The organism is Burkholderia sp. BCC1977, from assembly GCF_905339595.1.
In the GTDB taxonomy this organism is placed as follows: domain Bacteria; phylum Pseudomonadota; class Gammaproteobacteria; order Burkholderiales; family Burkholderiaceae; genus Burkholderia.
The window spans coordinates 48,949-66,887 of record NZ_CAJPGQ010000010.1 but is presented as its reverse complement, the minus strand read 5'-3'; the positions used below and the strand labels follow the sequence as shown (position 1 = coordinate 66,887).

At 69.3% G+C, this 17,939-nt stretch carries 13 protein-coding genes; 5 read left to right on the top strand and 8 right to left on the bottom strand.

The features are described from left to right. Nucleotides 1-384: 384 nt before the first annotated feature. Nucleotides 385-2,250, top strand: coding sequence for a phosphoenolpyruvate carboxykinase (GTP) (locus U5771_RS11175; RefSeq protein ID WP_322024015.1), 1,866 nt, complete (start codon nt 385-387; stop codon nt 2,248-2,250). A gap of 117 nt (nt 2,251-2,367) precedes the next feature. On the opposite strand, the gene U5771_RS11170 is transcribed toward U5771_RS11175, so the two are convergent. From U5771_RS11170 to U5771_RS11150, 5 genes are all read right to left on the bottom strand, one after another. Then, nucleotides 2,368-3,273: an NAD-dependent epimerase/dehydratase family protein gene (locus U5771_RS11170; RefSeq protein WP_322024014.1), complete on the bottom strand. Its 906-nt coding sequence runs from the start codon at nt 3,271-3,273 to the stop codon at nt 2,368-2,370. A gap of 109 nt (nt 3,274-3,382) precedes the next feature. Further along, nucleotides 3,383-4,219, bottom strand: a complete 837-nt coding sequence (locus U5771_RS11165) for an SDR family NAD(P)-dependent oxidoreductase (protein WP_415859401.1) — start codon at nt 4,217-4,219, stop codon at nt 3,383-3,385. 36 nt (nt 4,220-4,255) lie between these two features. Then, nucleotides 4,256-5,014, bottom strand: a complete 759-nt coding sequence (locus tag U5771_RS11160) for an SDR family oxidoreductase (RefSeq protein WP_322024013.1) — start codon at nt 5,012-5,014, stop codon at nt 4,256-4,258. 40 nt (nt 5,015-5,054) lie between these two features. Continuing rightward, nucleotides 5,055-5,912, bottom strand: coding sequence for an SDR family NAD(P)-dependent oxidoreductase (locus U5771_RS11155; RefSeq protein WP_322024012.1), 858 nt, complete (start codon nt 5,910-5,912; stop codon nt 5,055-5,057). 3 nt (nt 5,913-5,915) lie between these two features. Then, nucleotides 5,916-6,332, bottom strand: a complete 417-nt coding sequence (locus U5771_RS11150) for a nuclear transport factor 2 family protein (protein ID WP_322024011.1) — start codon at nt 6,330-6,332, stop codon at nt 5,916-5,918. Nucleotides 6,333-6,803: 471 nt separating this feature from the next. Between U5771_RS11150 and U5771_RS11145 the strand changes: the two genes are divergently transcribed. Next, on the top strand, nt 6,804-7,013 hold the full coding sequence (locus tag U5771_RS11145; protein WP_047903855.1) for a hypothetical protein: 210 nt from the start codon (nt 6,804-6,806) through the stop codon (nt 7,011-7,013). Between the two features lie 331 nt (nt 7,014-7,344). Continuing rightward, complete coding sequence (locus U5771_RS11140) at nt 7,345-8,841, top strand: FAD-dependent oxidoreductase (protein ID WP_322024010.1); 1,497 nt, start codon at nt 7,345-7,347, stop codon at nt 8,839-8,841. Nucleotides 8,842-8,946: 105 nt separating this feature from the next. On the opposite strand, the gene U5771_RS11135 is transcribed toward U5771_RS11140, so the two are convergent. Then, nucleotides 8,947-10,611 carry an acid phosphatase gene (locus tag U5771_RS11135; RefSeq protein ID WP_322024009.1) on the bottom strand — a complete coding sequence of 555 codons (1,665 nt, stop codon included), beginning with the start codon at nt 10,609-10,611 and terminating at the stop codon, nt 8,947-8,949. Between the two features lie 416 nt (nt 10,612-11,027). On the opposite strand from U5771_RS11135, the gene ftsH reads away from it, so the two are divergent. Together ftsH and U5771_RS11125 are read left to right on the top strand one after the other, a co-directional pair. After that, nucleotides 11,028-12,995 (top strand): ATP-dependent zinc metalloprotease FtsH, encoded by a 1,968-nt coding sequence (gene ftsH / locus U5771_RS11130; RefSeq protein ID WP_322024008.1) that lies wholly within the window; start codon nt 11,028-11,030, stop codon nt 12,993-12,995. A gap of 123 nt (nt 12,996-13,118) precedes the next feature. Next, nucleotides 13,119-13,586 carry an OsmC family protein gene (locus tag U5771_RS11125; protein ID WP_322024007.1) on the top strand — a complete coding sequence of 156 codons (468 nt, stop codon included), beginning with the start codon at nt 13,119-13,121 and terminating at the stop codon, nt 13,584-13,586. A 22-nt stretch (nt 13,587-13,608) separates the two neighbouring features. On the opposite strand, the gene otsA is transcribed toward U5771_RS11125, so the two are convergent. Continuing rightward, complete coding sequence (gene otsA / locus U5771_RS11120) at nt 13,609-15,015, bottom strand: alpha,alpha-trehalose-phosphate synthase (UDP-forming) (protein WP_322024006.1); 1,407 nt, start codon at nt 15,013-15,015, stop codon at nt 13,609-13,611. A 579-nt stretch (nt 15,016-15,594) separates the two neighbouring features. After that, a complete protein-coding gene (locus tag U5771_RS11115; protein ID WP_322024005.1) occupies nt 15,595-17,673 on the bottom strand; it encodes a TonB-dependent receptor in 2,079 nt (692 codons plus the stop codon). Nucleotides 17,674-17,939 lie beyond the last annotated feature (266 nt).

Sequence of the window (17,939 nt, the reverse complement as noted above, 5' to 3'; positions counted from 1 at the left end):
TTTTGCGAAACCCTTGCCGGACGGACGTTCCAGCCGTTTCGTCCCCAAAGCGCACGCGTCGACGCAGCCAAAAGGGCCTGCCGGCAAGCGGCATGCCCGTGCGTCGTCACACTTGTTTCTTGTTGCAACGCAACGCCCGTCCAATAACGGCGATGGTATGCTGGCCGGCATGGAGTTGTACGGCAGGTTGCTTGCATGGCGAAACTCGCGTTCGCACGCTCATACGAGACATCACATTCTCTCGCCCGCATCGCGGCATCGACACGCGCTCCGCTCGCGCGTCCCGCCTTGCGCGTCGCCGCATCCTGCGCTCCGATCGCATTCCCCATCTCGCGGGCTCGCCCCGCATCCCCCATCTCTGCCCAATAATCTGGAGACATTCCCATGTCGCAAAACTCTTTGGCCGAAGCGACGCACGGCCCGCTGATCGCTCCCCCGGCCTTCGTCAAACATCGCAAGCTGATCGACTGGGTGTCGCGCATCGCGGCGCTCACGGAGCCCGACCGCGTCGTCTGGTGCGACGGCTCGCAGGAAGAAAATGACGCGCTGTGCCAGGCGATGGTCGACCAGGGCACGCTCACGCGCCTGAATCCGGCGAAGCGCGCGAACTCGTATCTCGCACAGTCCGATCCGTCCGACGTCGCGCGCGTCGAGGATCGCACCTTCATCTGCACCGAATCGCCCGACGACGTCGGCCCGACCAACAACTGGATCGCGCCGCAGGAAATGCGCGAGACGCTGAACGGCCTGTTCCGCGGCTCGATGCGCGGCCGCACGCTGTACGTCGTGCCGTTCTCGATGGGCCCGCTCGGCTCGCCGATCGCGCACGTCGGCGTCGAGCTGTCGGACAGCCCGTACGTGGCCGTGAACATGCGGATCATGACGCGCATGGGCCGCGAGGTTTATGACGTGCTCGGCGAGGACGGCGAATTCGTGCCGTGCGTGCACAGCGTCGGCCATCCGCTCGAAGCGGGCCAGAATGACGTGCCGTGGCCGTGCAACCCGGTCAAGTACATCGTGCATTTCCCCGCCACGCGCGAGATCTGGAGCTTCGGCTCGGGCTACGGCGGCAACGCGCTGCTCGGCAAGAAGTGCTTCGCGCTGCGCATCGCGTCGACGATGGGCCGCGACCAGGGCTGGCTTGCCGAACACATGCTGATCCTCGGCGTGACGTCGCCGGCCGGCAAGAAGTATCACGTCGCGGCCGCGTTCCCGTCCGCGTGCGGCAAGACCAACTTCGCGATGCTGATCCCGCCGCAGGGTTTCGACGGGTGGAAGGTCACGACGATCGGCGACGATATCGCGTGGCTGAAACCGGGCCGCGACGGCCGCCTGTATGCGATCAACCCGGAAGCCGGCTTCTTCGGCGTCGCGCCGGGCACCGGCGTGAAGACCAACCCGAATGCGATCGCGACGCTGAAGGAGAACGTGATCTTCACGAACGTCGCGCTGACGGAAGACGGCGACGTGTGGTGGGAAGGGCTGACCGACACGCCGCCCGCGAAGCTGACCGACTGGCAGGGCAACCCGTGGACACCCGAGACGGCCAAGGAAACGGGCCGCAAGGCCGCGCACCCGAACTCGCGCTTCACGGCGCCGGCGTCGCAATGCCCGTCGATCGACGCGGACTGGGAGAACCCGGCCGGCGTGCCGATCGACGCGTTCATCTTCGGCGGCCGCCGCTCGACGACCGTGCCGCTCGTGACCGAAGCGCGCGACTGGGTCGAAGGCGTGTACATGGCGTCGACGATGGGCTCGGAGACGACCGCCGCGGCGGTCGGCCAGCAGGGCGTCGTGCGCCGCGACCCGTTCGCGATGCTGCCGTTCTGCGGCTACAACATGAGCGATTATTTCGCGCACTGGCTGAAGCTCGGCCAGCAGCTCGAAGGCGCGGGCGCGACGCTGCCGAAGATCTACTGCGTGAACTGGTTCCGCAAGGACGCGAACGGCAAGTTCGTGTGGCCGGGCTTCGGCGAGAACATGCGCGTGCTGAAGTGGATGCTCGATCGGCTCGAAGGCAACGGCGGCGGCGGCGAACATGCGTTCGGCGTGTCGCCGGCCTATGACGACCTGCACTGGGACGGGCTCGACTTCACGCGCGAGCAGTTCGATGCGGTGACGTCGATGAACGCGGACGAATGGCGCGAGGAGCTGAAGCTGCATGCGGCGCTGTTCGACACGCTGAAGCTGCGTCTGCCGGCCGAGCTGACCGACACGATGAAGAAGATCGAACAGCGCATCGGCGGCTGACGATCCGAAATGACGTAACGAAGTAACGACGTAGCGGCATGGACGTCCCGCCGCCGGCAGGCATCGCCGGCGGCGGGACGTCGTCATTTCAGCGCTGCGTGTGCGTAGGCCGCGCGCCTAGGCGCCGCACTGCGCGACCACTTCGTTCACCGCGCGCTGCACGTCGCCGCGCCGGTAGCGCAACAGCGCGATATCGGCCGGATCGGGTTCGTACGACACGATGTTGCCGCGCCCCGTATAGATCGCGATGTCCGGCAGCAGCGGATGCGCCTGGTCGAGCGACGGCACCGGCTGCGGATTGCCGACCGCGCGGAAGAACGCCGCGAAATAGTCGGCGAAGCTCAGGTTCTCGTCGCCGACGAGATAGGCCTTGCCGGATTCGCCGCGTTGCAGCGCGCCCCAGATCGCTTCCGACAGCGATTGCGTCGAGATGAAGTTGCTGCCGCCGGCCGGCCCGTACACCGGCAGCCCGGCGAGCTTGCCCTGCGCATAGCCCGTGTAGGCGGCGAACATCTCGTTGCGCAGCCCCGGCACCGCCCCGACGACGAACGGCGCATTGACGCTGCACACCGCGAACGACGGCGACGCGAGCGCGCGCACGCGTTCGTCGGCGAGATGGCGCGAGCGCACGTACGGCACCGTGTCGACGAGCGCCGGCGCGACCTGCGGATAGAAGCTGCCGACCAGCACCGCGCGCTTCACGCCCGCCTCGCGCGCGAGCGCGAAGAAGCGCGGCACCGCGTCGACGTTCGCGCGTTCCCAGTGCGCGGCTTCGTCGGTGCCGGGCGGCAGGTGGCGAATGTCGTTGCCGGCCGCGAACACGACCGCCTCGAACGGCGCGAGATCGTCGCGCGTGAAGGTGCCGGCCACGTAGTCGCGCAGCAGCACGTCGAACCGCGCGAGCGCGCTGTCCGGCGCGGGCGGCTTGCGCGCGGCGAGCGTCACGTCGTTGCCCTGCGCGTGCAGATGCAACGCGGCGTGGCCGCCGATGAGGCCGGTACCGCCGATGATCAGGATTTTCATGGTGTTCTCCGGTTGCGGCGCGGGTGCGCCGCTTGAATTGAACCGACGATTGAACGGATGAAGCCGTGCAGCCGTGCGGCCGCGATCCGAAACGCCGCTCCGAAATTGCTCAGAAATTGAAACCGTTGCCGCTGACGACCGGCAGGTTGGTCCAGAAGCCGTTCGGGTCGCGATACCAGCCGGCCGCCGCGAGTGCGCCGCCGTCCACGTGCAGCGTCGTGCCGGTGACCCACGCGGCGAGCGGGCTCGCGAGGAACAGCGCGGCGCCCGCGATGTCGCCGGCCGCACCGAAGCGCCCGAGCGGAATCCAGCGCGGAATATGCGCGCGATGCTCGGCCGCGACCATCGCGCCGACCGGCACCTGCGGCGTCTCGGTGGTCTCCGGCGCGATCTGGTTTACGCGGATGCCGGCCGGCCCGAGTTCGAGCGCGAGGCTTTTCGTGAAGCCGGTCAGCGCGGCCTTGAACGACGCATAGACGGTGCAGTTCGGAATCGCGCGAAAGCCCTCGATCGACGACACGCCGACGATGCTGCTGCCCGCGCCGCGCTTGCGCAGCAACGGCAGCATCGCGCGCGTGACGACGAACACCTGGCGCAGGTTCACGTCGAACAGCCGCGCGATGTCGTCGTCGGTATGGTCGTCGAACGGCTTCGCGATCTGCAGGAAATCGCCGACGTTGTTGACGAGCACGTCGAGGCCGCCGAAGCGCGCGTCGATCGTCCGCGCGAACGCATTGACCTCGTCGCGGCGCGTGACGTCCACTGTGTCGACCAGCGCGTCGACGCCCGCGGCTTCGAGCGCCTGGCGCACGTCCTGCGCGCGTGCGGGGTCGAGCTCGGCCACCGCGACGCGCGCGCCCGCCGCGCCGAACGCTTCCGCGCACGCGCGGCCGATGCCCGCGCCGCCGCCGGTGACCAGCACGGTCTTGCCGGTGAATGAAATCATCAGGAACTCCTTCGAACGGGTAAGCCGCGCGCCGCGTCACAGCGACGCAACGAGTTGCGCGTTGTCGATCCGCAGCTCCGCGCCGTTCACGAAGCGCGATTCGTCGGACGCGAGGAACAGCACGAGATTCGCGACGTCCTGCGGGTCGCACATGCGGGCCATCGGATCGTTGCCGATCCCGAGTTCGGCCGGATCGAGGCCGGGCATCAGCGCCTGCGTCATCGGCGTCCAGATCCCGTCCGGATGGATCGAGTTGCAGCGGATCCGGTAGCCGCTGCGCTTGCAGTGCACGGCGACGCTGCGCGCGAGCGCCGTCACCGCGCCCTTCGAACCGGTGTACGCGCACATCATCGGCAGGCCGCCGAGCGCGGCGACCGACGACATCATCACGATCGAGCCTGGCGTGTCGTTGTGCTTCATCGCGCCGATCGCGTACTTGCAGCCGAGGAAGTAGCCGTCGGCGTTGACGCGCAGCACGCGCCGCCAGGTATCGAGGCTCGTGTCCTCGATCGAGCCGACCGGGCAGATCGCCGCGTTGTTGACGAGCACATCGAGGCGGCCGAAGCGGTCGAGTGTCGACGCGATCGCGTGTCGCCAGCCGTCTTCGTCGGCGATGTCCTGATGCACGAACAGCGCGGTGTCGCCGATCTCGCGCGCGAGCGCGCGGCCCGTGTCCTCGTCGATGTCGGTGAGCACGACGCGCGCGCCCTCGGCGGCCAGCAGCAGCGCATCCGCGCGGCCGACGCCGCTCGCCGCGCCGGTGATCAGCGCGACCTTGTTTGCGACTCGATTCATGTCCGGTCGTTTTCCGTGTTGGTTGAAGGAAGGCGTGCGCTCATGCGGCGCCCGGCGCGCGGCCGGCCTTGACCGCGTCGAGCGCGGCCGCGCCGTAGAGCTGCGCGATCGTGTCGTCGACGCGCGGGTTGGTGCGCAGCTCGTGGCCGCCGTCGACCGCGAAGCTCTGGCCGGTGACCCAGCCCGACTCGGGGCCCGCGAGATAGCGCACCGCATGCGCGATGGCTTCCGGTTCGCCGAGCGTGCCGAGCGGAATCTGTTCGAGGAAGCTGTCGACCAGCGCACGGTTGTCGAACATCGGCTCGGTGGCCTCGGAGCGCGTGAGGCCCGGCCGCACCGCGTTCACGCGGATCTTCGCGCCGGCCAGCTCCTCGGCCGCGCCGCGCACCAGCGCCTCGAGCGCGGCCTTCGCGGCGCAGTACGCGGTCAGCCAGCGGAAATTGATCCGGGCGGCCGTCGACGAGATGCAGACGATCGTGCCGCCGCCGCTGTCGGCGAGCCGCGGCGCGGCGTGGCGGATCGCGGCGAACGCGCTGTGCAGGTTCAGGTCGAGTTCCGCGCGGAAGCTGTCGGCGTCGTGCATGAGCAGCGGGCGGAACCCGGCGCCGCCGACGGTCGGCACGACGATGTCGAGTCGGCCGTCGAGCGCCCACGCAGTGTCCAGCGCGGCCTGCAGGTCGGCATCGTCGCAGGCGTCGCCGGCGTGGATCGCGACGCGGCTGCCGGGCACTGCGTCGGTCAGGTGCCGCTGCGTGCGTTCGAGCGCGTCGCGGCGGCGGCCCATCAGCACGACGGCCGCGCCGTCGGCGGCGAGCGCGTGCGCGCAGGCCGCGCCGATGCCGCCGGCGCCGCCCGTGACGAGTGCGGTGCGGCCGGCGAGGGGAAGGGACGCGCGCATCGTTCAGCCCTCCAGCGGCAGGTCTTGCGACCAGTCGACGTGCAGCGAGCGCGCGGCGAAGCGCCACGTGGCGCCGTCGAACACGCAGCGGTCGCGATAGCGCAGCCCCCAGTCGAGCTTGCGCTTCACGCCGTCGCGCACGTAGACGTGGCACGCGACGCCGTAGGTCTCGACATCGGCTTCGCCGCCGTCGAGTGCGACGAGCTGGTTGTGCACGTGATGCTGGGTCGTCTCGTAGCGCTCGATCACGCGCATCCCGGCGACGATCGCGTCGCGGTCGTCGAAGCGGAAACCGGGGCCGTCGAGCTGCGCGTCGGCGGTGAAGAGGGCGGCGAGGCGCGGCCAGTCGCGCCGGTCGACGGCTTGCGCATAGCGGCAGGCGAGCTCGTACAGCGCGTGGCGGGGATTCGAATCGGTCATACGCAACTCCCGTGAATGAACGGAAAGACTTGGCCGCGCCATCGGTGTTGGCCGCGCCATCGGTGCGGACGCGGCGGCATTGCGACGTCGACGCGCAGGTTCGCACCGAACCGCTCGATCCTCATCATCCATACGGAGCAGGGCAAGGATCGGGGAAAACACCGGGGCCGACGGCGGCGCAGCGCCCGATGCTGCGATGCAGCGGCGGATGCGCGGTATTCGTCCGATGGTGAGGCGGCCAGTCGCGACAAGCCAGGACAGGTGGTTTTCGGGTCCATCGGACGCGCCGGCCGCGCGGCGATGCTGCAACGCGGCGAGCCGCATGGAGCCCGCTTCGCGTTTGCCCCTAGTCGAAATGGACGATGGCCGGCGGGCCGGCGCTGGCTACCGTGCAGTCATCCGGTGCCGTTGCCTGCGGCCAGTGCGCCGGACACGAACCGCGACAGCGGCCAACCGGAGGGGACGACGATCATGAGACTGACGACTCGCAAGCTGTGCGTATTGGCGATGGGCACGTTCGCGGCCATGGCAATGGCGCGATATGGTGCCGATCAAGTCCCGTCGCCGCCGTATGCGGCCGGCATCCTGCAATGCCGCTCGGTCGACCCGAACGGCCTGCCGACCGGTTGCGTGCCGATCGATCCTTCGCATTTCGGTTTCGCCGCGTTGCGCGGCATGTGACGCCGGCGCGGCCGTGTGCCGCGTCAATTCGATGCCGCCCCGGCGCCGGCGCGATGCGGCGGCGTCCGGATGGACGGGCCGGGTGGCGCGCCGCGATACACGCGCTGTGTACCGCCCGGCGCGTATATCGCGGCGCGCCATCCGGTTTCCTGTTGTCGTTCGACTTCCCCGCCCGCGACGCCAGGCGCGGCTCGCATGCGCACCCTCGAGCGCTCGCATCGATGACGCGCCGATGTCCGTGTCGAACTGCCTGCCCGGCGGTGCCGTGCCCCGACCGCCGCCCTTCACCGATTCAGTTCACCGATTCCCTTCAAGCAGACCCATTGCCCCCATGTCACCCGACTATTCCCTGATCCGCCCCCTGAACGTCCGCGACGTGCCTCGCTGGGACGCCGACCACGACGTCGTGATCGTCGGCTTCGGCGCGGCCGGCGCGTGCGCGGCGATCGAAGCCGCGAGCGCCGGCGCCGACACGCTGATCGTCGAGCGCGCGTCGAGCTACGGCGGCACGAGCGCGCTGTCCGGCGGCGAGATCTACCTCGGCGGCAGCGGCGGCACGCCCGCGCAGCGGCAGGCCGGCTTCAGCGACGCTACCGAGGACCTGTACCGCTACCTGATGCTCGCCGGCGGCCGCGACGCGGACGAGGCGAAGGTGCGCCTCTACGCGAACGAGAGCCTCGCGCATCACGACTGGCTCGTCGCGCAGGGCCTCACGTACAAGAACACCTTCATCGCCGAGCGGATCGTCGAACCGGAAACCGACGATTGCCTGATCTGGTCGGGCAGCGAGGAGGCCTGGCCGTTCAGTGAAGCCGCGAAGCCGTGCCCGCGCGGCCACACGCCGCAATGGCCGGGCTGGGGCGGCGGGCAGATGCTGATGCGCGTGCTGGCCGAGCGCGTGCAGGCGCTCGGCGTGTCGACGCGCTACGACACGCGCGCACTGGCGCTGATCGTCGACGACGCCGGCGCGGTGCGCGGCGTCGTGCTGCGTGCATACGGCGAGACGGCGTTCGTGCGGGCGCGCCGCGCGGTGATCCTGTGCGCGGGCGGCTTCGCGATGAATCGCGACATGGTGCGCCGCCACGCACCGCAGTTCCTGCGCTCGGACGAACCGATCGGCAGCCCCGGCGACGACGGCTCGGGCATCCTGCTCGGCCAGAGCGCGGGCGGCGCCGCGATCCACATGGATCAGGGCTTCGTCAGCCTGCCGTTCTACGCGCCCGAAGCGCTGATCCGCGGGATCTTCGTGAACGCGCGCGGCCAGCGCTTCATCAACGAGGACGGCTATCACGGCCGCACCGGCCATCACGCGTTCCACCAGGCCGACGACCGCATCTACCTGCTGGTCGACCAGGCGACCTACCAGGCGCCGCCCGCGATCGCGCGGATCGGCATCGCGGCGGCAGGCGAGACCTGGGAGGAAGTCGAGCGCGACCTGCGGATGCCGGCCGGCACGCTGACGGCGACCGTCGACGTCTACAACCGCCACGCGGCCGAAGGCGTCGATCCGCTGTTCCACAAGGCGAAGAAGTGGTTGCAGCCGCTGATCGAGCCGCCGTTCGTCGCGCTCGATTGCCGGATCGACTACGCGTTCTATCCGCATTTCACGCTGGGCGGGCTCGATACGCTGCCGACCGGGCAGGTGCTCGACGCGGCGCGCGTGCCGGTGGCGGGCCTCTACGCGGCCGGCCGCACGTCTTGCGGGCTGCCGCGCTGGGGCGCCGGGTACAGCTCGGGGCTGTCGCTGGCCGACGCGACGTTCTTCGGCCGGCAGGCCGGCCGTCACGCCGCGCGTTCGGCGAGCGAGACGCTGCGCAGCGCCGCGTAGCGTAGCGTCGACTGAGTCGAACCGAAAGGAACGACGCCCCGGGCAACCGTGTTGCACCGGGGCGTCGTCGTTTCAGGCGGACGTCGGTGGCGCGTCGACCGGCCGTCAGCCGAGATCGAGTGCGTTCGTCAGGTCGCCCGGCGGCGGCGCGCCGCGCGACGCGAACGCCTTGTCGCGCGCGGCGACGCCGTCGAGCGGCGCCAGCCCGTGCACGCGGCTGATGAAGCGCAGGATCGAGTTCGTGTCGTACATCGTGTGGTCGACGTAACCCTTCTTCGCGAACGGCGAGATCACGAGCGCCGGAATCCGCGAACCGGGGCCCCAGCGATCGCCGACCGGCGGCGCGACGTGATCCCACCAGCCGCCGTTTTCGTCGTGCGTCATCACGATCACGGTGTTCGCCCACTGCGGGCCGCGCCGGATGCGTTCGATCACGTTCGCGATGTGGCGATCGCCCGATTCGACGTCCGCATAGCCCGCGTGCATGTTCAGGTTGCCCTGCGGCTTGTAGAACGCGACGGCCGGCAGGCGGCCGGCGTCGATGTCGGCGATGAAGTGGTTGGTCGACGGTTCATCGCCGAGGCCCGCGTCGCGCAGGTGTGTGCGGCGCGCGTCGGTGCCCGGCGCGTAGTTCACGAAGTAGTTGAACGGCTGGTGGTGATACTGGAAATCGGGAACCATGCCCGTGTCGCGGTGCTCGAGCGCGTACTGCCACGCGCCGCTGTACCACGCCCAGTCGACGTTCTTCTCCGACAGGCGGTCGCCGATCGTCGCATGGCCTTGCGGCGGGATCACGCGATGGTCGGCCGGATCCGCATAGGCGGCGTTGCCCGGATCGGCCGGCGGCACGTAGCTCGGCTGGTAAGGCGGCGCCATCGTGTTGACGCCGTAGCCGTCGGGCGTCAGCGGGCCGTCGACCGCGAACTTAGGCGGGCCCTCGAGCGCGGACGCCGGCGAATCGGCTGCCAGCGTCAGCCGCGTGCCGGCCGGATCGTCGCCGTCGACCTTCGACAGCAGCTTCGCCGCGTGCGGATGCTTGTGCGCATCCGGATACCTCGGCGGCTGCGCGGAAATCAGGAACATGTGGTTCAGCCACGAACCGCCGAAGGCCGCCATGAAGAAGTTGTCGCACAGCGTGTATTGCCGTGCGAGGTTCCACAGCCGCAGCGTGTCGGCGGAGTTGCGGTAATGGCCCATCACGAGGCCGCCGGAATCGGCCCACGCGGCGAACTGGTTGTTGCGGCCCGCGGCGATCTGCATCTGGTTCTGGTAGAAGCGGTGCCACAGGTCGCGCGTGATCACGCCGTTGGGCAGCGGCTTGCCCTGCGCGTCGGCGATCCGGAACGGCGCGTTCGGCAGCGTGTCGATGTCGCGCTCGGCGATCGCGTAGCGCTTGCCGTCCACTTCCTGCGCTTGCGGCACGAGCCCGCCCCAGATCTTCGGCAGCGTCGGCAGCGGCGTCTTGCCGTCGCGATCGAGCTGCCGCGCATGCTCGGGCGGCACCTCGCTCAGCGGGTAGCGCACACCCGGGAAGTCGCCGTACAGGTTCGTGAAGCTGCGGTTCTCCGCATAGATCACGACGATGTGACGCACCTGCCGGCGCAGCGCGTCGTCGAGCCGCAGGTCGGCGGCGGCGCGCGGCGCGCCGCCCGGCGTGGTCTCGCAGCCGCCGAGCGCGACGCCCGCGCCGAGCGCGGCGAGGCCGCCGAGCATGCGGCGGCGGTCGGGGTCAACGGGAAGGTCGTCGGGGCGATCGGGGGTGTCGTTCACGTCGTGTGCTCCTCGGATGGGCGGTTGTCGTTCGATGCGCGGCAGCGTCGCACCGCCGGCCGCGACGCGGGACGGGGCGCAACGGCCGGCGCCGCACCCGGGCGGAGTGTTACGGACTGTCACGAAAATGTCACGAACGCGACTATAACGCGGCCGGCGGCGTCGATGAAAGGTGTTTGTCGGACAATGCGCGACGTCCGCGCGCGAACTAGACTTGAATCACGGGCGGCGCGTTGCGGCGCGCTGTCCATGCGAAGGACGCCCGGCGGCGCCTTCGCGGTGTCATTCATGCGACGAAACGAGGCGACGATGGCGCGGATTCATTCCGTTTGCGCGTGGCTGCCGATGCCGCGCGCCGGCCGGGCGCGCGTGCACGCATAAGCGCGCGCGTCGACGCGCGCGGCCGGCCCGATGCCATGGACAGAAAATTCGACTACGCAGGATTGCTGATCGCGGCGGGCTTCTTCGTGCTGTTCGCCGCGCAGTTGCTGATGCTGCGTCCGGCGTCGACGCTGATCGCGTACAGCGACTTCCATCGGCTCGTCGCCGCGCGGCTCGTCGACGATCTCGAGATCGGACCGGCGACCATCACCGGCACGCTGACGATGCCGCAGGCCGGCGCGATGCTGCCGGCTTCCGAAGTCGCGGCCGTGAAGTCGGACGGCACGCCGCCGCGCTTCAGCACCAACCGCGTGACCGACCCGCAGCTGATCGACACGCTCACCGCCGCCAGCATCCGTTTTCACGGCACGTCCGACACCGGCTGGATCGCGTCGCTCGCGTCGTGGCTGGTGCCGCTCGTCGCGTTCGTGTTCATCTGGAACCTGATGCTGCGCAAGCGTGGCGGGCTGCAGGATTTCACCGGGATGGGCAAGAGCCGCGCACGCGTGTACGTGCAGCAGGAAACCGGCATCACGTTCGACGATATCGCGGGCATCGACGAAGCGAAGGCCGAGTTGCAGCAGCTCGTCGCGTTCCTGCGCGACCCCGATCGCTACCAGCGGCTCGGCGGCAAGATCCCGAAGGGCGTGCTCGTCGTCGGCGCGCCCGGCACCGGCAAGACGCTGCTGGCGCGCGCGGTGGCCGGCGAGGCGGCCGTGCCGTTCTTCTCGATCAGCGGCTCGGCGTTCGTCGAGATGTTCGTCGGCGTCGGCGCGGCGCGCGTGCGCGACCTGTTCGAGCAGGCGCAGCAGAAGGCGCCGTGCATCGTGTTCGTCGACGAGCTGGACGCGCTCGGCAAGGTGCGCGGCGTGGGTCCGATGTCGGGCAACGACGAGCGCGAGCAGACGCTCAATCAGCTGCTCGTCGAGATGGACGGCTTCCAGGCCGGCTCCGGCGTGATCATCATGGCCGCGACCAACCGGCCGGAGATTCTCGATCCCGCACTGCTGCGCCCGGGCCGCTTCGACCGCCACATCGCGATCGACCGGCCCGACGTGAACGGCCGTCGCCAGATCCTCGGCGTGCACGTGAAGCGCGTGAAGCTCGCGGCCGACGTCGACCTCGGCGAACTCGCGTCGCGCACGCCGGGCTTCGTCGGGGCCGATCTCGCGAACGTCGTCAACGAGGCCGCGCTGCATGCGGCGGAACTCGGCAAGCCGGCGATCGGGATGGACGATTTCGACGAGGCGATCGACCGCGCGCTGACGGGCCTCGAACGCAAGAGCCGCGTGATGAACGCGCAGGAGAAGCTGACGATCGCGTATCACGAGGCCGGCCATGCGCTCGTCGCGGAAAGCCGTGCGCATTGCGATCCGGTGAAGAAGGTGTCGATCATTCCGCGCGGCGTGGCCGCGCTCGGCTACACGCAGCAGGTGCCGACCGAGGATCGCTATGTCCTGCGCCGCAGCGAGCTGCTCGATCGGATCGATGCGCTGCTCGGCGGGCGCGTCGCGGAAGAACTCGTGTTCGGCGACGTGTCGACGGGCGCGCAGAACGATCTCGAGCGCGCGACCGCGATGGCGCGCCACATGGTCATGCAGTACGGGATGAGCGAGAGGATCGGGCTCGTGAGCTTCGACGACGGCGAGACGCGCACCGGCATCCCGGGCGTATGGCACGCGGGCGAGGGCCGCTGCAGCGAGCACACCGCAAGGATGATCGACGACGAGGTGCATACGCTGCTGACCGACGCGCATGCGCGCGTCGCGGCAACCCTCGGCGAACGTCGCGCTGCGCTCGAGCGCATCGCAAGACGGCTGCTCGCGCGCGAGGTGCTCGAACGCGATGCGTTGCAGGCGCTGATCGACGGGCGCGAGGAGGCGGTCCCGGAGCCGTCCCCGACGGATCGCGGGCCCGGCGCGAGCGCGAATGCGCCGGAGCAGGCGTCGGCGATCGAGCGCGATTTCGTCGCGTACGGGCCGCCGCGCGAACCCGAGCGCTGAAGCGCACATCGCTAGCGCAGCCGGCGGGCGGCCGTGATCGCGCCGCACCGTCGCTGCGACTCACTCTGGCCGGCGCGGCGTTGCGCCGGCGTTCCCTTTTCTCTTTCCAGTCCCGGAGTCGCCATGAGCGAGGCGCACGTATCGGTCGATGTCGCGCAGCATGCGCGTTTCAGTTTCGAAGTCAGGTTTGCCGGCACCGAGCTTTCGCCGGTGCTCACCGACGAACCGCCGCCGCTCGGCGCCGGCCGCGGCCCGAACCCGGTCCGGCTGCTGGCCGCGGCGGTCGCGAGCTGCCTCGCGGCGAGCCTGTTGTTCGCGCTCGAGAAACAGCGCGTCGATCCGCAGCCGGTCACCGCGCATATCGACGTCGACATGGTGCAGAACGATGCGGGGAGGGTGCGGGTCGGTGCGATGGCCGTGACGCTGTCGGTCGGCAAGGCATGGTCCGATCTCGCGGCGGCGACGCGCATGCTGCACGGGTTCGACACCTATTGCGTGGTGACCGAGAGCATGCGCGAAGGCATTCCGATCGCGGTGGCGGTGCAGGACGTGAACGGTGCGGTGCTCGACCGCGAGATGACCGGCGTGTGAACGTGCGGCAGGACCGGATGCGTCAGGACTCGGTCGCGGCGGCGACTTCCGCCGCTTCGGCGAGTGCGTCGAGAAAGCGCGTGCGCCACCAGTGCACGTCGGTCTTGCGCACGATCGCCATCAGCGCGTCGTGACGCTGGCGGCGCTCGTCGAGCGGCATCGTGAGCGCGCGCTGGATCGCCTGCGCGGTGCCCTGCGTGTCGTACGGATTGACGAGCAGCGCGGGCTTCAGCTGCTCGGCCGCGCCGGCGAAACGCGACAGCACGAGCACACCCGGGTCGGTCTCGTCTTGCGCCGCGAGAAACTCCTTCGCGACCAGGTTCATCCCGTCGCGCAGCGGCGTGACGAGCGCGACGCGGCTCGCGCGGTAGAGGCCCGGCAAGCGCTTGCGCGCGACCGTGCGGTGGATGTAGCGCATCGGCATCCACTCGAGTTCGCCGTAGTCGCCGTTGATCGCGCCGCACAGGCTGTCCATTTCGCGCCGCAGGTCGTCGTATGCGCCGAGATCCTCGCGGCTCGGCGCGGCGATCTGGATCAGCGTCGCACGGTCGCGGTTCTCCGGATATTGTTCGAGCAACTGACGGAACGCGTGCACGCGCTGCGGCAGCCCCTTCGTGTAGTCGAGCCGGTCGACGCCGACGAGCAGCTGGCGGCGCGAATACTCGTCGCGCATCCGCTCGAACATGTCGATGCCGTCGCGATTCTCCGCGAGCGCCGCGAATTCGTCGACGTTGATGCCGATCGGGAACGCACCGGCCGACAGCGTGCGGCCGAACGCGCGCAGGCGGCCGTCCGGCAGCCGCGCGGCGCCGGCTTCGGCCTCGACGTAGTGCTCGAAGTGAAGCAGGTCCGATTCGGTCTGGAAGCCGACGAGGTCGTACGCGAACAGCGAGCGCATCAGCCACTCGTGCTCCGGAATCGCGGCCATGATCGGCGGCGGCGGCATCGGAATGTGCAGGAAGAAGCCGATCGGATTCGTGCAGCCCGTCGCACGCAGTTCGGCGGCGAGCGGAATCAGCTGGTAGTCGTGGACCCAGACGATATCGTCGGGGCGCAGCAGCGTGCTCAGCTTGCGCGCGAACAGCTGGTTCACGCGCCGGTAGCCGTCCGCGAAGCGCCGGTCGAACTGCGCGAGATCGAGCCGGTAGTGGAACACCGGCCACAGCACGTTGTTCGAGTAGCCGAGGTAATACGCGTCGTAATCCTGCGGATCGAGATCGATCGTCGCGAGCTGGATGCCGCCGACGTTCTGGATCTGCACGTCGTCGCCGTGCGCGGGATGGTCGCCGTCGCCGCGCAGCCTGCCGCTCCACCCGAACCAGACGCCGCCCGATTCCTGCAGGCTGTCTTTCACGGCCACGGCAAGCCCGCCTGCCGCGGCTTTACGGGGATCTGCAATACGATTGGATACGACGACGAGTCGGCTCACCAGCTCTCCTGCGAATGGTTGGGGAAGGTTCGTGCGGCCAGGGCGTGAGGCGGACGCCGCCATCGACGCGAGGCGCGATGGGGCCGCGAGACGAGCGGACGGGAATCAGGGCACGCGATTCGCCGTTCGAACGTGGAGTGCTTTTTTAAGCATACTCGTCATTCGGGTGATTTAAAAGTGCATGACCTGGATCAACGCAACCGCGCATCGATGCGATGCGCGTTGTTCCGTGCGTTTGACCGACAGGATCGGAAATTGCGCGGCCGTGTGCGCAACGGGAAGCGGAGGGCCGGAGAAGGGGGATCGAAGGCGACGGCGAGCGATCGTGTTCGGCCACGCTGGCGCTGTCGATCGCGACGGTTTCGGTCGACGCGGGCGGGCCGCGCCGATCGATCATGGGGGGCGTTGTCGGCATGCGGGAATGCGCGGGGCGAACGCACGGCGCGTGCCGCGTGATGCGTGGCGTTTCAGGTCCGCGCGAGCGCAACGACCACCGCACGCGGGCCGGGCCGATGCGCGGCCGGGCCGTGTTCCCGCACGACCGGCGAACGGATACCCGCCGGTTCGAACCGTCCCGCGTCAGAACGTCGTGCGCAGGCCGGCCATCACGCTGCGGCCGCCTTCCGGCGCGAAGCCGCGCACGACCGAGGTCGCATAGCGGATCTCCTGGTTCGTCAGGTTGTCGCCGCGCAGGTACGCGAGCCAGTGCGTCGCGCCGACGCGGAACTTGTACGTGAGCATCACGCCGAGCGACGTGTAGCCGTCCGTCGAGAAGTCGTTGTCGGGCACGCGGTGCTGCGACCACGCGTGCGTGACCTGCGCGCGTGCGCCGAACGGGCCGTAGCCATAGTCGGCCGCGAGCGTCGCGCGCAGCGGCGCGATCCGCGGTAGCGGCTGGCCGGTGTCGACGTTGCGTGCATGCGTGTAGTCGGCGGTCAGTTCCAGGTCGACCGTATGGCCGCGCCGCGAGAACGCGCGCCATTTTCCATCGAGTTCGACGCCGTAGAACTCGGCGCGCACGCCGCGATAGATTGCTTCGTTGAGCGTATCGTCGGCGCCGGGCGCGACCGGCTCGCCGTCGTCGTTCACGACGCGGCCCGTGTTGTACTCGGTCAGGTAGTTCGAGAAGCGGTTGTAGAACACGCCGACGCTGCCGCGGTTCGGGCCGCTCGCATAGCGCAGCGACAGGTCGGTCGACACGGCCTTTTCCTTCGCCGCGTTCGGGTTGCCGATCAGGAACTGGCCGGTCGCATCGTGCGGGCCGTTCGAGTACAGCTCGTAGAAGGTCGGTGCGCGCTCCGTGTAGGCGACGTTCGCCGCGACCGACCATACGGGCGTCAGCGAGAACAGCGCGCCGGCCGAGACGCTGCCGGCATTGAAGTCGCGCGGCTGCGCGCGCGCGAATTTCTCGACGCCGGCCGGATCGGGATCGACCTTCACGTGCTCGAAGCGTCCGCCGAGGCTCAGCTTCAGCGCCGGGACGACCTGCCATTCCTCGAGACCGAACAGCGCGACGCTGTTCGTGCGGGTGGACGGCACGAGCAGTTCGTCGCCGAGCGCCGAGAACGTGTTCTGGCCGAACTGCACGCCGATCGCGCCTTCGAACGGCCCGATCCTGCGATGCCGCGCCTCGATGCGCGCCTCGTAGCCGCGGTTGCGGAAGGTGGTCGCCGTCTCGCCGTTGTCGACTTCCTTGTGGCGATAGTCGGTGTACGCGAAGTCGAACTTCAGCTTCGTGAACGGGCCGCTCAGGTTGCGTACCTCGGACGCGAACGCGAGGCGTTCCTGGCGCATCCGCAGGCGCACGTCGTCCTCGGCGACGGAGCCGTAGTTCGACTCGTAGCCGCTGTACGACAGGCCCGCGAAACCGTCCGCCCACGTGTACGACGCGCCGAGCGCGCCGCCATGCACGCGGCCGTCGCTGTTCGGTACGCTGCCTTCCGGCTGCGGCGTGTCGGGGCCGTCGATCGCGCGTTGCTGGCTGCTGCGCGCGTAGCCGGGAATCCGCAGCTTGCTCGTTTCGCGATCGAATGCGTCGACATGGAACGCGAAGCGGCCGTTGCCGCCTTCGACCTGTGCAGCGCCCGCGCGCACTGAATTCGCGCCGCCGTAGCGTGCGTCGAGCGCGCCCGTCACGCCTTCGATCGCTTCGCGCGGAATCCGGTTGTCGATCGTGTTGACGACGCCGCCGACCGCGTTGCCGCCGTACAGCAGCGCGGCCGGACCGCGCACGATCTCGACGCGTTCGATCGACAGCGGATCCTGCGGCACCGCGTGGTCGTACGACAGCGACGACGCGTCGTACGCGGCGACGCCGTTCTGCAGCAGCCGGATCCGGTCGCCGTCCATCCCGCGGATGATCGGGCGGCCGACCATCGGCCCGTAGGTGGTGGTCGACACGCCGGGCAGGCCGTTGAGCGTCTCGCCGAGCGAGTCGGCCTGGCGGCGTGTCAGCGCGTCGCCGGACAGTTGCGCGGTCGGCGCGATCAGCTCGGTGTCGCCGAGCGGGTTCGCGGTCACAAAGATCGGCGCGAGCGGCGTGGTCTGCGTCGAGGTCGACGGGGCGGGCGTATCGGCCTGCGCGTGCGCGACGGCGGCGAACAGCATCAGCGAAACGGGCGAGAGCGGGCGAAGCGGTAGACGAGGGAGGTCGCGCATGGTCGGTGAATCGTTGGAATCGGATCGGAAAGCGAGCCATGCGGGTCAAGGCTGGATACGATATATTGTTGCATCTGCGGCGCGCAGTGACCCGTCTGGATATGGCTCGGCGTAGCCCGGCCACCCGGATGGAACGGCTTCGGATGGACGAGGTCGCGAAATGATATGTTATATCATTTCAAATTCCAAGCGAAACGGCGGCATGCCGCAGGGTTTCCGGCACATGGCCGAAATGGCTGCGAAAGCAGAGGCGGCCAGTCAAGCCG